Source organism: Ureibacillus chungkukjangi, assembly GCF_044795995.1.
GTDB lineage: Bacteria > Bacillota > Bacilli > Bacillales_A > Planococcaceae > Ureibacillus > Ureibacillus chungkukjangi.
This window is the reverse complement of sequence record NZ_CP085009.1, coordinates 1,052,186-1,067,264: the sequence shown is the minus strand read 5'-3', so window position 1 is coordinate 1,067,264 and position 15,079 is coordinate 1,052,186. Positions and strand designations below refer to the sequence as shown.

Annotated in this window: 23 protein-coding genes and 1 other annotated feature; of the genes, 9 read left to right on the top strand and 14 right to left on the bottom strand. The window is 37.1% G+C overall.

Annotation, left to right across the window (positions count from 1 at the left end):
* Positions 1-20: 20 nt before the first annotated feature.
* The 4 genes from LG296_RS05310 to LG296_RS05295 all read left to right on the top strand — a co-directional run bounded on the left by LG296_RS05310 (position 21) and on the right by LG296_RS05295 (position 2,351).
* Positions 21-188: a hypothetical protein gene (locus tag LG296_RS05310; protein ID WP_251396906.1), complete on the top strand. Its 168-nt coding sequence runs from the start codon at positions 21-23 to the stop codon at positions 186-188.
* Between the two features lie 149 nt (positions 189-337).
* Positions 338-547, top strand: a binding site (T-box leader).
* A gap of 49 nt (positions 548-596) precedes the next feature.
* Complete coding sequence (locus LG296_RS05305; protein WP_404427620.1) at positions 597-1,046, top strand: HIT family protein; 450 nt, start codon at positions 597-599, stop codon at positions 1,044-1,046.
* On the top strand, positions 1,043-1,852 hold the full coding sequence (locus tag LG296_RS05300; protein ID WP_404427619.1) for a protein phosphatase 2C domain-containing protein: 810 nt from the start codon (positions 1,043-1,045) through the stop codon (positions 1,850-1,852). Before LG296_RS05305 ends, LG296_RS05300 begins: the two co-directional genes overlap by 4 nt.
* Positions 1,853-1,883: 31 nt before the next feature.
* Positions 1,884-2,351 (top strand): DUF4279 domain-containing protein, encoded by a 468-nt coding sequence (locus tag LG296_RS05295; RefSeq protein WP_251396899.1) that lies wholly within the window; start codon positions 1,884-1,886, stop codon positions 2,349-2,351.
* Between the two features lie 54 nt (positions 2,352-2,405).
* On the opposite strand, the gene LG296_RS05290 is transcribed toward LG296_RS05295, so the two are convergent.
* Positions 2,406-3,119: a thermonuclease family protein gene (locus LG296_RS05290; protein ID WP_251396897.1), complete on the bottom strand. Its 714-nt coding sequence runs from the start codon at positions 3,117-3,119 to the stop codon at positions 2,406-2,408.
* Between the two features lie 177 nt (positions 3,120-3,296).
* On the bottom strand, positions 3,297-3,875 hold the full coding sequence (locus LG296_RS05285) for a phosphatidylglycerophosphatase A (protein WP_404427618.1): 579 nt from the start codon (positions 3,873-3,875) through the stop codon (positions 3,297-3,299).
* Positions 3,876-4,013: 138 nt separating this feature from the next.
* Here LG296_RS05285 and LG296_RS05280 point away from each other — a divergent pair, with 138 nt between their 5' ends.
* The 3 genes from LG296_RS05280 (at position 4,014) to LG296_RS05270 (ending at position 5,761) form a co-directional block, all read left to right on the top strand.
* Positions 4,014-4,733 (top strand): alpha/beta hydrolase, encoded by a 720-nt coding sequence (locus LG296_RS05280; protein ID WP_404427617.1) that lies wholly within the window; start codon positions 4,014-4,016, stop codon positions 4,731-4,733.
* 80 nt (positions 4,734-4,813) lie between these two features.
* Positions 4,814-5,329 carry a 2'-5' RNA ligase family protein gene (locus tag LG296_RS05275; protein ID WP_251396891.1) on the top strand — a complete coding sequence of 172 codons (516 nt, stop codon included), beginning with the start codon at positions 4,814-4,816 and terminating at the stop codon, positions 5,327-5,329.
* 3 nt (positions 5,330-5,332) lie between these two features.
* The gene (locus LG296_RS05270; RefSeq protein WP_251396889.1) at positions 5,333-5,761 is read left to right on the top strand and encodes a GNAT family N-acetyltransferase; all 429 of its coding nucleotides are present in this window, start codon (positions 5,333-5,335) and stop codon (positions 5,759-5,761) included.
* Between the two features lie 143 nt (positions 5,762-5,904).
* Here the strand turns inward: LG296_RS05270 and LG296_RS05265 are convergent, their stop codons facing one another.
* The 6 genes from LG296_RS05265 to LG296_RS05240 form a co-directional block, all read right to left on the bottom strand.
* Positions 5,905-6,153 (bottom strand): stage VI sporulation protein F, encoded by a 249-nt coding sequence (locus LG296_RS05265; protein WP_251396887.1) that lies wholly within the window; start codon positions 6,151-6,153, stop codon positions 5,905-5,907.
* A gap of 13 nt (positions 6,154-6,166) precedes the next feature.
* Complete coding sequence (locus tag LG296_RS05260; RefSeq protein ID WP_404427616.1) at positions 6,167-6,382, bottom strand: YjcZ family sporulation protein; 216 nt, start codon at positions 6,380-6,382, stop codon at positions 6,167-6,169.
* Positions 6,383-6,446: 64 nt separating this feature from the next.
* Positions 6,447-6,818: a stage V sporulation protein AE gene (gene spoVAE / locus LG296_RS05255; protein WP_107934994.1), complete on the bottom strand. Its 372-nt coding sequence runs from the start codon at positions 6,816-6,818 to the stop codon at positions 6,447-6,449.
* 10 nt (positions 6,819-6,828) lie between these two features.
* Positions 6,829-7,824, bottom strand: coding sequence for a stage V sporulation protein AD (locus LG296_RS05250; protein WP_404427615.1), 996 nt, complete (start codon positions 7,822-7,824; stop codon positions 6,829-6,831).
* Entirely contained in the window at positions 7,818-8,273 is a 456-nt protein-coding gene (gene spoVAC, locus LG296_RS05245; protein WP_404427614.1) for a stage V sporulation protein AC, read from the bottom strand. The genes LG296_RS05250 and spoVAC overlap by 7 nt, the downstream gene beginning before the upstream one ends.
* Positions 8,274-8,675, bottom strand: a complete 402-nt coding sequence (locus LG296_RS05240; RefSeq protein WP_251396878.1) for a hypothetical protein — start codon at positions 8,673-8,675, stop codon at positions 8,274-8,276.
* Positions 8,676-8,864: 189 nt separating this feature from the next.
* On the opposite strand from LG296_RS05240, the gene LG296_RS05235 reads away from it, so the two are divergent.
* On the top strand, positions 8,865-9,377 hold the full coding sequence (locus LG296_RS05235; protein WP_251396875.1) for a CotY/CotZ family spore coat protein: 513 nt from the start codon (positions 8,865-8,867) through the stop codon (positions 9,375-9,377).
* Positions 9,378-9,612: 235 nt separating this feature from the next.
* Here the strand turns inward: LG296_RS05235 and LG296_RS05230 are convergent, their stop codons facing one another.
* The 6 genes from LG296_RS05230 to LG296_RS05205 form a co-directional block, all read right to left on the bottom strand.
* Complete coding sequence (locus LG296_RS05230; RefSeq protein WP_251396872.1) at positions 9,613-9,945, bottom strand: 4-diphosphocytidyl-2C-methyl-D-erythritol kinase; 333 nt, start codon at positions 9,943-9,945, stop codon at positions 9,613-9,615.
* Positions 9,946-10,041: 96 nt separating this feature from the next.
* The gene (gene mgtE / locus LG296_RS05225; RefSeq protein WP_404427613.1) at positions 10,042-11,418 is read right to left on the bottom strand and encodes a magnesium transporter; all 1,377 of its coding nucleotides are present in this window, start codon (positions 11,416-11,418) and stop codon (positions 10,042-10,044) included.
* Between the two features lie 140 nt (positions 11,419-11,558).
* The gene (locus tag LG296_RS05220) at positions 11,559-12,461 is read right to left on the bottom strand and encodes an RluA family pseudouridine synthase (protein ID WP_251396866.1); all 903 of its coding nucleotides are present in this window, start codon (positions 12,459-12,461) and stop codon (positions 11,559-11,561) included.
* 12 nt (positions 12,462-12,473) lie between these two features.
* Positions 12,474-13,268, bottom strand: a complete 795-nt coding sequence (locus tag LG296_RS05215) for an NAD kinase (RefSeq protein WP_107935002.1) — start codon at positions 13,266-13,268, stop codon at positions 12,474-12,476.
* 3 nt (positions 13,269-13,271) lie between these two features.
* Positions 13,272-13,952 carry a GTP pyrophosphokinase family protein gene (locus LG296_RS05210; RefSeq protein WP_251396863.1) on the bottom strand — a complete coding sequence of 227 codons (681 nt, stop codon included), beginning with the start codon at positions 13,950-13,952 and terminating at the stop codon, positions 13,272-13,274.
* A gap of 44 nt (positions 13,953-13,996) precedes the next feature.
* The gene (locus tag LG296_RS05205; RefSeq protein ID WP_251396860.1) at positions 13,997-14,386 is read right to left on the bottom strand and encodes a hypothetical protein; all 390 of its coding nucleotides are present in this window, start codon (positions 14,384-14,386) and stop codon (positions 13,997-13,999) included.
* An 82-nt stretch (positions 14,387-14,468) separates the two neighbouring features.
* On the opposite strand from LG296_RS05205, the gene LG296_RS05200 reads away from it, so the two are divergent.
* Positions 14,469-15,077 (top strand): CYTH domain-containing protein, encoded by a 609-nt coding sequence (locus LG296_RS05200; protein WP_404427612.1) that lies wholly within the window; start codon positions 14,469-14,471, stop codon positions 15,075-15,077.
* Positions 15,078-15,079 lie beyond the last annotated feature (2 nt).

The window sequence follows — 15,079 nt, the reverse complement described above, 5'->3', positions numbered from 1 at the left end:
CTAAAAGGGGGCAATTTTATATGATTTCGACTGATACTTGGTGGGAGAAAATTTTTTCAGGACCTTTGTCTGTAGGATTGAATGAAGAAAGATTACATCAGTTAAAGGACGAATCTTTTTTATTCTTAAAAGAGGATGAAGAAGAATTGCCACAAGGTGTTTTGGATCAACAACAAATTGATTACTAATCATCTTGAGTAGTATTTGTTATGAAAGTAAAATTTAGATTCAAATAAAAGTACGGGACCCTTTTCGAAAAAAGAAAAGGGTCTATTTATTTTACTTTCGATATTGACAAATATATTGGTAAAATTTAGAATATTAGAAAATATATACAAGAAACGCAGTGATTAGGAGTATTAAGGAGACATTATTGATAAGAGAACTGTCGGTTGGTGCAAGACAGGCAATAACCTCCCCAACTTACCTATGAGTGTATAGAGATAAAATCTATACGGTTAACTTCCGTAAACGAGTCCTGAGATATTTCGGTTTTTGTACTGAAATAAGAAGAGTGGTACCACGATAAAATCCTATCGTCTCTTTAGAGATGATGGGATTTTTTATTTATTTTAAACAGACTGGGAGGAAATGAGATGAGTATGAACTGTTTTATTTGTGATAAGCATAAAGGGAAATTTGAAACTTCCGGGATTACAATTTATGAAGACGGGTATGTCTATGTTGGCCATATTGATCAAAAAGAAAAGCCACACTACCTAGGTCATATTATGATTGACTTAAAGCGTCATGTTCCAACACTTGGTGACATGACAATGAAAGAAGCTAAAGTATTTGGAGTGACCATGGCTAGAGTTAGTAAAGGATTAATGGAATCGGAGGGTGCAGAGCATGTATATTCTTTAGTATCGGGCAATGCAGTTCCTCACCTTCACATGCACTTGGTCGCACGTTATCCAAATACACCTAAAGATTATTGGGGACCGATGTCTGTTTACAATTGGGAGGGTGCTCCGACGGGTGATTCTACTGATGTAAAAAAATTATGCCATCGATTAAAAACTTATTTAGAGGAATTGGCATGAATAATTCAGTAATCGAATTCGGCTGGGTTGGAAGTCAAGAAAACTTTGTAGATAAAATTGATATAAGTAAATTCAGTTATGTATCCCTCGGGCGATTTGGAGGTAATTCTAAAGCAGGTCAGTATAAAAATGAAGATGCCTGCCTTATTTGGTTAGATCCCTTTAAAACCTGGGAGTTTACTGTAATCATGGATGCACACAATACGGCTCTGAGCGCTGAATTAGTATTGCAGCAATTGGAAAGAGGAAAAAAGGATATACAAGCTTTAATAATATTACCCATCGATCAAGCGTTTAGAGAAATAGAAAGTACCTTGCTAAGCCTGTTTCAAGAGGAGCAGTTTCTTGAGGATTGTCGAAAGGTTCAGGGTGAAACAGCATGCCTCATCGTTCTAAGAAAAGATAAATACATTTGGTGGTTTTCAGTTGGAGATTGCATATCCATGATTTTCCACGAAGAGCTTGCCAAGCTTGGTCAATATGAAATTAACCAAAGACAATTTTATGAATGGATTGGTCAAGTCAACACGTTTAATCAAGCCATTCCCTGCTATAGTAGTGGCATTAGAGAGCTAAGAAAAGGTGTAAATCGTATATTTTTAACTACTGATGGACTGATTGAATGTCCGAATGAACCTTTCTCTTCAGGTAAAAAAATCTCTAGCATTATGAACTTCAAAGAGATAGATGCAGGGCTAACGATGCTCCTGCAAACCGTTAAAGATAATCATGTTAGGGATAGTACTACTGTTATTTGTTGGGACGTCAATATTACGCAAGAAGTAACTGAACCGAGTGATGCATAATTTGATTTTAAAAATAGAATAGGAGGGTTTTATGAACAAAGATCTTGAAACAAATGTATTTAAGAGAGATACAGCATTTATAAGATTCAGCATCTTTGCAGACGAATGGCCTATTGATAAATTTACGGATGAAATTCGCGTTATACCGTCAGAAGCCTATAAAAATGGGGACACTTTTGTTAGAGGAAATCGGGAGCGTACAAGATTTGAGACAGTATGGAGCTTAAATACTGAAGCTTTTTTACGATTTGAGGACGAAGAAGATAAAGAAATTATTGAAGTCTTAATTGGACCATTAAAATCGAAAATTGATGTCATCAATGAATATAGAAACAAACATCAGCTCACTTGTATTTTCTTTATCCACTATCGCTTTTATGATGCCTCAACACCTGGAATTCGACTCTACCCTAGTGTGATTTCCTTTGCCAATAGCATTGAAGCGATAATCGACGTGTATATCGACAATGAATTACCAAGAGAGAATGAGGAAGAATGACAATAAAAAATCAGCTCTTTTAATAATTTGAGCTGATTTTTCAATATATGGATGCTACTGCTTCGGTGGGCGAAACCCCGCGTCAACAGCCTCTTTTTCTGTACAAAACATTACTTCTGCCTTGGTTTGTTCATACGAAGGTGATACTGGTGTATGGTAAATTTTATTTGAACCGATATTCCCTTTTATGAGGCAATCATTTGAGGCGTTCGCTTTTGAACTATGCTCGAATGATTCGGGATGAAATCCATCCTCCTGTGCATAATTTTCTACGGACCATATCCCAACTGCCTCTTCTTTTGCAGCTGTTTGAATAGCATCAAACCAGTCTACATGCTTTGTATTGGGCTCGTAGATGTAAGCAACTCGAGCAAGACCATTTTTCAATAATTCTTCCTGTACATTCTTTCCGTCAGCTGTATAGACATAGGCCAAGAGACGATTGTACTTATCTCGATAGGAAACATCAAATTCCAGGTAAATTGTTTCATACCCTGCTAACAACTCTTTCGTAAACGCTTTTGCTTCTTGACCAAAAGGTTGTTCACCATGAGTTGGATGATTTGTTTCGGGCGTGTCTACTAGTAGAAAACGTACAGATTCAACAGCCCCATGATATCTTATTTTAATGGTATCCCCGTCAATAACGTTCTCAAGCGGAAATTCTTCATAGGAAGAAATGTCATGGTTTTTCTCGCTATCCGCTTTTTCGAGGCTACATGCTCCTAATATTAATAATAAAATGATTGGAAAGACCCTTTTTAGCATTGTTCGTCCCTTCTCATGCAAAATACAAGTTCTATCTAAATAATAAATATAAAACGACCGCTAATATGATAGTGCCACTAGTTATTAATGTTTTAATATCTTTTGGTGTCATTGGTTTTGCCTCTCTTAATAAATAATTTTCTAGCTACAATATTATTGTACAATAAAACAATACAGCTAGATATCCGAATTTAAATTTGATGATGATTCCAGAACTAATGTCCGGGCATTAGCAAATGTTTCTTCATTCTCTTCTAAATCACGCATACGATGGGCAATTCGGGATGCCGCACTTGCTGCGATACTGGCAACTAAATCATCTAAAAATGTATGCACACAGTTATTTTTAGTATCCAGCTTTTTTATAATTCCTACTTTATTTTTATCTAAATAGCCAAAGGTAGTTAAAGCAATGCTTCCATAGGTCATAACTGCACCTAAGGCAAGGGTTTCATCAACACCAAATAATCCTTCATCTGACTCAACAATCGATTGTAGGGGCTCAGATAACATTTTCTTTTCTGCTAATTCGTCTAATTCAATCCCCACTAGTACAGAATGTTGCACTTCCCTTTTCCGTAAAACACGTTCAACCGATTCAATACAATGCTCCATTAATAGACCATCATTATAGGGTAATTGCATTTGATAGACAATTTCTGCGATATCTTCAACTTTTACTCCACGTCGCTTTAAAGCAACTTTTGTTGCTTGTGCAACAGCTTCTGATGGAACACGATTCTTTTTTCCCTGCATATTAACAAGCCCCATTTCATTAATTGTATGTAGAAGATAACTTCTTCTTTTCGTGCTTTTTGCCATACTACATAGTACACGTTGTATTATGCTTATGATACAATTTCGGTACATTGGATTTAAAAGGAGGAATACCTCGTGGATCACGGAACCATTAAAGAAATATTATTTTTTAGTACTGCATTAAACGAAGAACAGGAATTATTAATTTACGTACCTGCAAACTATACTCCTCTAAATAAATATCACATTTTAATCGCTTCTGACGGTAAAGACTATTTCCAATTAGGCGGTATCAGTCGGTTAGCTGATCAGTTACTGGATGAGTACGAAATTGAAAATATTATTATTGTTGGGATACCATATAAGAGTGTCGGAGATCGCAGAAGAAAGTATATACCTACAGGCGAATTACATGAAGCTTATTTACGTTTTCTCGCTCATGAGCTTGTTCCTTATTTAGACGAGGAATATTCCACTTTCCAGTTAGGGTCAACTAGAGGTGTCATTGGAGATTCAATGGCAGCTACCGTTTCACTAATTGCTGCTTTAAAGTATCCTACTATTTTCGGTAAAGCCATCTTACAATCACCTTACGTTGACGAGCATGTATTAAAAATTGTAGAAGAATCGAATAATATGAATGCGGTTTCAATCTATCATGTCATCGGAACAGGTGAAGATAAGGTTGTAACGACAGATAAACAAGTAAAAGATTTTTTAACACCGAATAGACAGCTGCACACATTGCTTACATCAAAGGGTTATACTACATTCTATGAAGAATTCGATGGAAATCACACCTGGAAATATTGGAAGCCTGATCTTAAGAGGGCCTTAATCAAAAATTTCAGTTAAGTACCTGATGAGGGAAATGTCGAATTTTTTTAAATTCTGTTATAATTGATAGTATCATGAATTTTAAGGGGGCTAAAATGATGAAATACGGTATTGTAGCATTTCCATCAAAAAGATTACAGGATTTAGCGAACACGTATCGCAAACGTTATGATTCACATTATTCAAAAATCACTCCGCATCTTACTCTAAAAGAGGCATTTGAAGCAGAAGAAACAGAGATTAGCAACATTTCTCAGAAGATTGCTTCAATCGCAGAAAAGCATGCACCTTTAAATATTCACGCGTCTAAAGTTAGTTCCTTCTTCCCAACTACAAATGTTATCTACTTTAAAGTTGAACCTACAGATCAGCTAAAAAATCTACAACAAGATTTACAGCAGCAATTGAATATTGGAAAACCAAAGCATGTCTTTATTCCACATATCACAATTGCACAGGATTTAACTGAGACTGAGCATGATGACATTTATGGGCAATTGCGCATGATTGGCGTTAGTGAGCAGGAAGTAATAGATCGAATTCATTTAGTATATCAATTAGAAGATGGCTCTTGGACTGCTTACGATACTTACCGATTAACTGGGGCTGAATGACCATTGTATCAGTTTAACATTGTGGAAAACAAAACGGACCTTGCTTTAGCATTTTCTGTTAGAAAAAATGTCTTTGTTGAAGAACAAGGTGTCCCAGAGCATGTTGAACTAGATGAGCATGATTCTTCTTCGTACCATTTTATCGTCAAAGACCAAGATCAACCAATTGGTGCAGCTAGACTGCGTAAATTAGAAGAAACAATCGGTAAAGTTGAACGTGTTTGTGTGCTTGAACAATATAGGGGCAAAAAAATCGGTTTACTGATAATGGAGGAACTTGAAAAGTATGCTAAGGAGCTTGGTGTAACAAAGCTAAAGCTTAATGCTCAGAGCTATGCAATCCCTTTTTATGAAAAGCTTCATTATACAGTAACTTCACCCGAATTTCTTGATGCTGGAATTCCACACCGTGCAATGGAGAAAGAAATTTAGACAATCCAAGCCTGAGTCATCTAACACTATATAAATTAAAAACACAACTCGACCAAAAAAGGCCGAGCTGATGTATTTTGGCGGACATAACGAAACCCGCTAACAAAAGCAGTCGCAAACTTTAAGCGACTGCTTTTGTACTGTTAGCCTAACATTTTTTGAATTTTGCCTAGATCTAGTGATTTTCCATCCTGTACAATCGATTTAACGATTTGATCCTCTAATTCTTTAGTTACAGGTTTGTTAGCCACCTTGCTAACTCGTTTAATAATTTTACGAACTTGTTTTTCATTTGAAAAATCAGCATGTTGAATTGCATTTGCAAGAGCAAAAATTTCCTCCATACTTACACCTGTTTTGTTTTCTATCTGTTTAAAAAAAGGGTTTTGCATTTATCTCCCCTCCTTACATATAACACTTTCCTACGATGATTAATAAGATGAATAGTACAACGATTAATACAAAGTAAGATCCTTTGTACCCTCCATCGCCTCCACACATATCATATGCAGGCATAGTGTAAGTTGGTGCACACATATCGAACGCTGGCATAGTTTGAGTTGGTCCACAGAAATCTTGGGCAGGGCTAACCTGACCGCAACCACAATTATTATTCCACATTAAAAATCCCCTCCTTTCACTTTGTATACTATGTCAGTACACAAAGGAAAGTCGGGGTATTTGTCTAGTTTGCTTTTCCTTTTGGTTTAAAAATTAGGGCTGCTATGAATCCAAAAACAATCGCTGCACTTATTCCAGAGCTTGTTACCTCAAACATTCCAGTGAGCACACCAACCCATCCATGTTTCTCAGCCTCGGCTAACGCCCCATGTGTTAAGGAATTACCAAAGGAAGTGATAGGTACTGTCGCTCCAGCTCCTGCAAAATCTATCAAGGGTTCATATAAGCCGAGACCATCTAAAATTGCTCCGGATACGACTAATATAACCAAGGTATGACCTGGTGTCAGTTTCCCTACATCCATAAGCAATTGTCCGATAACACAAATGATTCCTCCAACGATAAACGCAAATAAAAAACTATAAAAAACAATCATCCTCTTCGCCTCAATCCATCGTAATTTCGATTGCATGTGCAGTACAAGGAATTGTCTCGCCTTGCTGGAAAGACATTGGAGAGAGTAGAGCACCTGTTGCAACTAGCAAAACCTTTTTATAGCGTCCTGTTTTCATTTGCTGTTCAATATAACTGAAATAAACGGATGCTGAACAGCCAGCACCACTAGCCCCTGATTGGAATGCCTCATCTTCTCCGTAATATTCTGCACCAGCGTCTCGGAAAACTTCTAATTCTTCTTGGGTTGCATCTGTTTGAGCAAACATCGCCTTGAGAATTTTCAAACCAATTTTTCCTAAGTCGCCCGTCATGATTAAATCATAATCCGTTATTTTTTGATGACGCTTCTTTAAATGAGAGGTGATTGTATCATAAGCTGCCGGGGCCATTGCACCTCCCATATGAAACGGACTTACCTCCCCATAATCTACAACCTTCCCAACAGTAGCAGCCACTACAGAAGGCAATTTCGGATCATGTTTTCCTATTAAAGCATAGCCTGCTGCAGTAACTGTCCACTGAGCAGTTGCAGGCTTTTGGGCACCATAGTCTAATGGGTAACGGAATTGTCGCTCAATTGCATTATGTTGACTAGCAGCACCTGCAATTGCAAAACGAGAGGCACCTACTTCTGTTAGAAGACTTGCTATGATAACAGAGGATACAGAAGTCGCACAGGCAGAAAATAGCCCTATAAAGGAAATAGCCAGTTCTCTCGCTGCAAAATTGGTAGGGGTCATCTGGTTTACAAGATCCCCACTTAAAAAGAAATCAACATCTAAATTTTTCAAATCTGCTTTCTTCATAACAATGTCACAGGCTTCTTGAATCATTTTTGAGTGTCCTTGTTCATTTGTCTTTTGCCCCCATCTCTCATCTTCAGAAACAGAGTCAAAATAAGAATAAAATACACTTTTACTTTCAACTGGACCAGCTACAGCACCACAAGCAACGATGGATGGCTTTGAAGGAAATAATATCACCATTCGACCACACCCATTGATACTAAAATCAGCTTAATAAGCGCTATGAAAAAGGCTGAACCAACTCCGAACAAAATAACAGAGCCCGCTAGCTTGAACATGTTGCCTCCTACACCTAAAACCCAGCCTTCCGTTTTTCCTTCTATTGCGGCAGATACCACAGCATTCCCGAATCCTGTTACTGGGACTGCACTACCTGCTCCTGCAAACGCACCAAGCTTACGATATAGCCCTAAGCCTGTTAATACCATTGCTAAAAATACCATTGTTGCAACTGTAGCATTGCCTGCTGTTTTATCTGTAAAGTCAAAAAAGATCATATATAAAAAAGTAATTGCTTGTCCTATTGCACAAATAATACCGCCAACTAAAAATGCTTTTAAACAATTTTTCAAATACGGAGTAGGAGGTGTATTTTTTTGTTCAATCTGTTGATACTCTTGTGGATCCAATTAAGTCTCCTCCTTTGCTAAATCTTTCAGCTTCTTCACTTCATCAGTTACTTTTTTTTCATCCTCTTCTTCTAATAGCTTTTGTGTTTCCCAGTGCATTTTGAAATCAGAGGACACAAGTACATTCATATCTGGATATTTTTCTTCTATTTCCTTTTGTAATTCTTTTTCAACCTTTTGTTCTTTAAACCCAAGCCAAGGATTCACTTGTATGGCTATTAACACTTCATCCTGAACCATAATGGCCGTTCCCGTATAAACGTCCTTCTTGTCTCGTATCAAGCTTTCTATTTCAGCCCTTTTTTCCTCATCTGTTGTTATTCCAGATACTTGAATGGTTTGTTCACTAGAGCATCCAATCAAAAAAAGTGGAATAAGAACAATCGCTGCCAATTTTTTCAAGCTTCAACCCCCTTTTTTTTCTTATTATGCGCATTAAAAAATTAATCTATTCAATTCGTTAAGATAGGTATAACGGTAATTTTTTGCAATAAATTTTCAAGGAATTTTAATGCTTCAGTACAAAAGCCCGGTTTACATTTTCGAAATCACATATTGTAGATTGAACTAAACTTAAGAGGGGTGAAACAAATGGGTTGTGGAAGAAACAAATTTGAGAGTTCATCGAAAGAAGATATGATGGGCGGTTCAGGTTGTATTTGTGAAGTTGTTAAGACGATTTTAAACCTACAAAATCAAGCAGTAAAACATGATGACACTTGTGGTAGTAGCTGTTTTATCGAACCAATCGGAGGTCTAACTAAACATGGTCACGCGGATACTCGCGTATTCATGCTACTAGATCACCTAGGAAGACCATTTAAAGTGGTGGCTAAAGGTAAGGATTGCACTTACTCTTATACACCATTCTTCCGAGTAGAAGATGTATTCGGTGATTGCTGTGCTACTTTACGTGCTGTTGTAGCTGTAGAAGATGAGGAAGCTGTAGACTTCTTCGACGAAGATCCAAACGTAATGGATCCAGAAGCATTCGAAGATATCGCTAAATTCAAGAAAACAGAAACTTGTGTAACTGTTGACTTAAACAACTTCACTGCTATTCAATGTGTGGCAGATGTTGACCTAAACATCCACCATCACTAAGATATAGCTTATGCAAGACCCAAACAGCCGGCTATTTTAGGCTGTTTGGGTCTTTTTTATTTAGTAATATTCGTTTAATCTAGCCAGTTTGATGATAATCTAGCCTCTTTTTGTGATAATCTAGCCACTTTCTCCAATAATCCCGCCACTTCTAGCGATAATCTAGTCACTTCGATTAAATCCTTTCATAAAAAAAGAGCGATTCAACTTTTTACGTTGAATCACTCTTCCCACTTTAAATTCCGTTTGCGATTGTAATGGCTTTGATTTCATTTCCATTGACCATGATAATTTCGTTTAAAGATTTTAATTTGACATCAGAACCTACCACTTCATCAACTTTACCAACTACTTTTTCGCCATCTTCTAGATGAAATACCAATGTTCTGTATTGGTTGATAGGTTGTGAAAAATAATTTAACTGTCTTGCGATTACTTGATCAATGATACGATCAGATCGATTCGGCACAAAAACTGATGTACTCTCTTCTAAGAAAGTTTCCTTAACCTCCACAACCTCAGTAAAATAAACTGGAGGGCTTGAAATAAACAGTATTGGCTCTTCCATTTTACACATCCTTTTTTACTTATAGATATGCAGAAGGAAGTTTTTCGTGAATCCTGTCACAAAGACCAAAAAACTAGGACAATCAACTAACTAATTTTACATTAACTGACCTAAAAACATCGAAGCTAAACCTAAATAAATTAAAATACTTGTCACGTCATTCAACGTCGTAATGAACGGACCAGAAGCTACTGCTGGGTCAGCGCCGAGCTTATGAATAAGTAAAGGTATGAAGGAGCCTGCGATAGTTGCTACAAGAATTGAAACACTAATTGCAGCGCCTACCAATAGTCCAATAATTAGCGAATGCTTCCAAAAGAAAATGATGCCCACGACAATAAGTCCACATACAATTCCTGTTATTAAACCTGTTAGTACTTCACGAAGAAGCATCTTTATTTTGCTATTTCCGCCTATTTCGCCTGTTGCAATACCACGAACAGCTACAGCAAGGGCTTGCGTGCCACTGTTACCAGATGTCCCTGAAATCAAAGGAATAAAGAGTGCAAGTAAAGCAACCTTATCTAAAGTTGCCTCGAATTGCCCCATTAACGTTGCCGTTATCATTCCTAAAAACAATAGCATGATTAACCAAGGCAAACGTTTTTTAGCAGCTTTAAAGGGGCTCGACTCAACGTCATCCACATCCGATAAACCTGCAAGCTTTGAATAGTCATCGGATGCTTCTTCATCGATAACATCAATAATATCATCGACTGTTATGATACCGAGCATTTCATGATTATCATTTACTACTGGAATCGCTAAAAAATTATAATCCTTCATGATTTGTGCAACTTCTTCTTGATCATCCGAAGCCTTCACATAGACCACACGTTCATTCATAATATTACGAATTAACGTGTCCTCCTCTGAAATGATTAAATCTCTTAATGAAATAACACCACTTAAGCGATGGTCATCATCTACAACGAATACATAATAAATAGTTTCGGCATTGGGTGCCTCATTACGAAGAACGGTCATCGCCGAACGGACTGTCGAGTTTTCAAATACTGAAACGTACTCCGTTGTCATGATCGCCCCGGCAGTATACTCAGCATATGCCAGCAGCTCATTAATTTCTTCAGCTGTTTCGCTATCCATCATTTCTAGATAACTTTCTCGTTGCTCATCATCTAGTTCGTTTAAGACGTCTACTGCATCATCGGTATACATGTACGAAAGCATTTCTGCCCCGTATGCTGTATCCATTTCTTTTAAGAATTGCTCATATTCATCGTCTTCTAATTCAATTGTTTCAAATATTGTCGCCATCTCTTGAGGAGACAAGAATTGATAAATGGTTTTTCGTATATCAGGTCCTACCTTCTCATAAAATTGGGCCTGATCATATGAATGCAGCTCTAAAAAGATTTCACGAAATTCGTCAATATTTTCATCAAGCAAATACTGACGTAATTCTTCCTCGTTAAAAAGCTCTTCATTTTTATTATTTTGTTGTTCTACCATACTTGTCCCCTCCTCTCAAAGTAATAATATGTGGAAATTGAAATAAGGTAAAGGCATTTTTAATACATCACAAAATTTTAATAATTCAAATTTATATAGAAAAATAAAAGATGTTCGCACACTTTCCGATCATCTTCCATTTAGTTATTCATCAAATTTCGCATCGACTCAGGAATTTCACTTGTAACCTGTAGCTTTTCGTTTGTCAAAGGATGGTTCATTTCCAGCATAACACAGTGAAGTGCTTGCCTATTGAAAAGTTCCCTACTTCCTCCATATAACTCATCGCCCACGAGAGGATGACCAATATGCGCCATATGCACACGAATTTGATGAGTTCTACCAGTATGAAGTTTTAGTCTTACATGGGTGACAGGCTCCCTATCCTTTGTAAAACCTTTTTTTATAACCTTCACATCTGTATGGGAAGCTTGTCCATCTGAACGTACTTCCCTCTCAATAATACTTGTATTTTTTCGACCTATAGGAGCAATGATTGCTTGTGAGTCTTCTGCTACATGCCCATGGACAATGGCTTCATACTGCTTATTGATAAGGTTTTGCTTTTGCTGTAGCCCCATTAAATGATGGATATGACTATGCTTTGCAATACAGGCAATACCGGAAGTATCACGGTCTAGTCTAGTGACAATATGTACCGTCGAATGAATCCCCTGCATTTCAAAATACCCGCAAATATAGTTCGCCATACTACCTGTTGGATTTTCACGAGATGGAATCGTGTTCATGAAGGCAGGTTTATCTAACATTAGAAATGCCTCGTCCTCATAAAGGATCGTTAAATCTGTATGTTCAACAATAAGCCCTTCACTAAATTCTTCTTCGGGGAAATAAACAGTTATCACATCTCCTGCTTTAAGAGCATGTCGAACTGTTTTTTCCTCTCCATTCACAAGTATTGCCCCACCCCGATACTTGATTGATGTTAGTCCTCTTTTAGAAATACCAAATTTGCTAATAGCATCCCTTAAAAGCTGCCCATCATTTTCTGCGTGAAATTGTAGCTTAAATCTTTTATCCATGCTGGCTCCTCATTAATCATTCGAAACAAACGAATCATGAACGCGTTCCCAGAATGGAAAAGGACGGAAGCGTGCAAAACGTACTTTTTCATTGGCCACATTAAATGTAATCCATTTTAAATCGCTTTGTAATAGATGCTTATGATCAATCGTCATCGTGAATTGTTGATCTTTAACTGGCTTTAAAGTACAGCTATGGTGCGCTGGAAGCACAAGGGATGATCCTACTGTACGGAACACACGGTTATTGATCGAAGCCATTTCTGTAATTTGGAACGCTTGTAGAGTTGGATGGATGATTGCTCCACCAAGTGCTTTGTTATAAGCTGTACTTCCGGATGGCGTAGAAACACACAAACCATCTCCACGGAATCGCTCAAATTGATTGCCATTTAGCTCGATATCCATAACAAGGGTTACGTCTGGTGATTTAATCGTCGCCTCATTTAAAGCCAAATATCTAGCAGTATCTGAATTATGGGTATGCACTTGCACCTCTAATAACGGATACTCCACTACATTAAATTCATTTTTGGCAATGGAAAGCACTAACTTCTCCAATTCTGATGGTTTCCAGTCTGCATAAAATCCAAGATGGCCAGTATGTATTCCTACAAACGCCACTTTATCTAGTCGATGTGCATGGCGATGAAAGGCATGCAGAAGTGTCCCATCTCCACCGATAGAAATCACAATTTCTGGCTCTTCTTCATCTAAAATTAGTCCAAAATCTGTCAAATACGTTTTTGCGAGCTCCATCAATTCATTTGATTGGGAATCTCTGCGTGATTGAATTGAAAATCTCAAAACTTATTCACGCTCCTTTTCCTCTGTAGTCGTTTGAATTCGAATTTTTGGGTTTGTTGAGTCCTTAAACTCACTAAAGTAGACTTGTGCTTCTTGTATTTCACTTCTAATCGAAGACATTTCTTCATCTAATTTAAAAGCTGCTTCCGCCGCATTTTGCAAACGATTTTTGATTTCCTCTGGGAAAACCCCTTTGTACTTATAGTTCATTGAATGCTCGATGGAGGCCCAGAAATTCATCGCTAACGTTCTTATTTGAATCTCAGCCAATACTTCTATTTTCCCTTGAATTGTTTCAACAGGGTATGCCACAATCATGTGATATGAGCGGTAACCACTTGGTTTACTAAATGTAATGTAATCTATTTCTTCAACAACTTTCAAATCATCTCTTTGACGAATCAAATTAACTACGGTTGAAATATCATCTACAAATTGACACATGATACGTAAGCCCGCAATATCCTGTAAATCACTAGCCAATTGTTTTGACGGCTCAAACGTAATGCCCTTTTCCAGGCTTTTATCATATATACTTGCTAAAGGTTTTACACGCCCTGTCACAAATTCAATTGGAGAAGTTGTTCCTGAAGCTCCAAACTGTGAACGCATCCCTTTAAATTTTATCTTTAACTCATCAACTGCCTGAATATAAGGACTTAAAAAATCTCCCCACGTTCCCATCGAAGACTCCTCCCAAATGCAAGACTTTCAGCTTTCGTATTTTACTATGCTTGTTCTTTTAAAATTTCAGTAAAGGCTGTTTCTACTGCTTCAACAAAGGTTTTCCCGTAATTTTCGTTCCCTTCAATATTGAAAAGAAGCATAGTCAATTCTTCAGTGAAATTTTCGAGTTCGATTTTTTGCTCATTTAAAATAAGATAAGGGTTTTGCTCTGACTGTAAAACACGTACTAATGCCGGCCATAAGTCATCTGGCAAATACAAATAACTATACTCTCCTACTTCTTCAACAAGGTAGATAAATGCTAAATGATCAGAATCTGTCAAAACTTGTCCTGCAGGTTGGATTTGAATTTCATTTTGATTTTCGTTTAAACTAAGGTGTAACTCATTATGTACGAATTGATATTTCTCTATATAATATATATTTCGCATTATGTAACTTCCCCTTCTAAGCTTTTCTCTACATATTTTAACATAGCTCATTGCAAATCGAGAAAGAGAATGTGGAAAATACATGTTAAGAAAGGAAAAAACAATGGCCCAAGAATTAGAAATTGAATTTAAAAATGTCTTAACTAAACAACAATATGAAAACTTAATAAAAAAATTCCAGGTAACCGATGAAATGATCATCCGTCAAACTAACCATTATTTTGATACAACGGATTTTCATTTAAAGAAATTATTGAGTGGCTTAAGAATCCGTGAAACGAAAAAACGAATTGTCTGCACATTAAAAGAGCGTACAGCTGAAAATACTCATCTAGAAACCACTGATGAAATTTCTAAGGAGCAAGCTGATTCAATGCTTGCTGGAAAAGGGTTCTTTGCAGAGAGTGTTAAAGCAAAGCTACTACTATTAGGAGTTCAAGTTGATCAGTTAAAGGTCTTTGGGACGTTAACAACAGACCGTGTGGAATTATCTTACAAAGGTGGTACTATTGTGTTTGACCATTCTTTCTATTTAAACTGCGATGATTATGAGGTAGAATATGAAACAGATGAGGAATCCCTCGGAAAAGAAATTTTCGAACAGTTTTTAAAGGATAACAACATTCCAAAGCAGGTAGCAGATAAAAAAATCGCTCGCTTTATGAATGCATTAAAATTGGAGAGAGGTTGATT

Coding starts and splice junctions, on each gene's coding strand:
- LG296_RS05275 (WP_251396891.1), top strand. CDS start 4,814: ATGAAATACGGTATTGTAGCATTTCCATCAAAAAGATTACAGGATTTA.
- LG296_RS05285 (WP_404427618.1), bottom strand. CDS start 3,875: ATGCAGGGAAAAAAGAATCGTGTTCCATCAGAAGCTGTTGCACAAGCA.
- LG296_RS05295 (WP_251396899.1), top strand. CDS start 1,884: ATGAACAAAGATCTTGAAACAAATGTATTTAAGAGAGATACAGCATTT.
- LG296_RS05205 (WP_251396860.1), bottom strand. CDS start 14,386: ATGCGAAATATATATTATATAGAGAAATATCAATTCGTACATAATGAG.
- LG296_RS05200 (WP_404427612.1), top strand. CDS start 14,469: ATGTTAAGAAAGGAAAAAACAATGGCCCAAGAATTAGAAATTGAATTT.
- LG296_RS05290 (WP_251396897.1), bottom strand. CDS start 3,119: ATGCTAAAAAGGGTCTTTCCAATCATTTTATTATTAATATTAGGAGCA.
- LG296_RS05265 (WP_251396887.1), bottom strand. CDS start 6,153: ATGCAAAACCCTTTTTTTAAACAGATAGAAAACAAAACAGGTGTAAGT.
- spoVAE (WP_107934994.1), bottom strand. CDS start 6,818: ATGATTGTTTTTTATAGTTTTTTATTTGCGTTTATCGTTGGAGGAATC.
- LG296_RS05230 (WP_251396872.1), bottom strand. CDS start 9,945: ATGGAAGAGCCAATACTGTTTATTTCAAGCCCTCCAGTTTATTTTACT.
- LG296_RS05310 (WP_251396906.1), top strand. CDS start 21: ATGATTTCGACTGATACTTGGTGGGAGAAAATTTTTTCAGGACCTTTG.
- LG296_RS05300 (WP_404427619.1), top strand. CDS start 1,043: ATGAATAATTCAGTAATCGAATTCGGCTGGGTTGGAAGTCAAGAAAAC.
- LG296_RS05250 (WP_404427615.1), bottom strand. CDS start 7,824: ATGGTGATATTATTTCCTTCAAAGCCATCCATCGTTGCTTGTGGTGCT.
- mgtE (WP_404427613.1), bottom strand. CDS start 11,418: ATGGTAGAACAACAAAATAATAAAAATGAAGAGCTTTTTAACGAGGAA.
- LG296_RS05260 (WP_404427616.1), bottom strand. CDS start 6,382: ATGTGGAATAATAATTGTGGTTGCGGTCAGGTTAGCCCTGCCCAAGAT.
- LG296_RS05220 (WP_251396866.1), bottom strand. CDS start 12,461: ATGGATAAAAGATTTAAGCTACAATTTCACGCAGAAAATGATGGGCAG.
- LG296_RS05305 (WP_404427620.1), top strand. CDS start 597: ATGAGTATGAACTGTTTTATTTGTGATAAGCATAAAGGGAAATTTGAA.
- LG296_RS05210 (WP_251396863.1), bottom strand. CDS start 13,952: ATGGGAACGTGGGGAGATTTTTTAAGTCCTTATATTCAGGCAGTTGAT.
- LG296_RS05235 (WP_251396875.1), top strand. CDS start 8,865: ATGGGTTGTGGAAGAAACAAATTTGAGAGTTCATCGAAAGAAGATATG.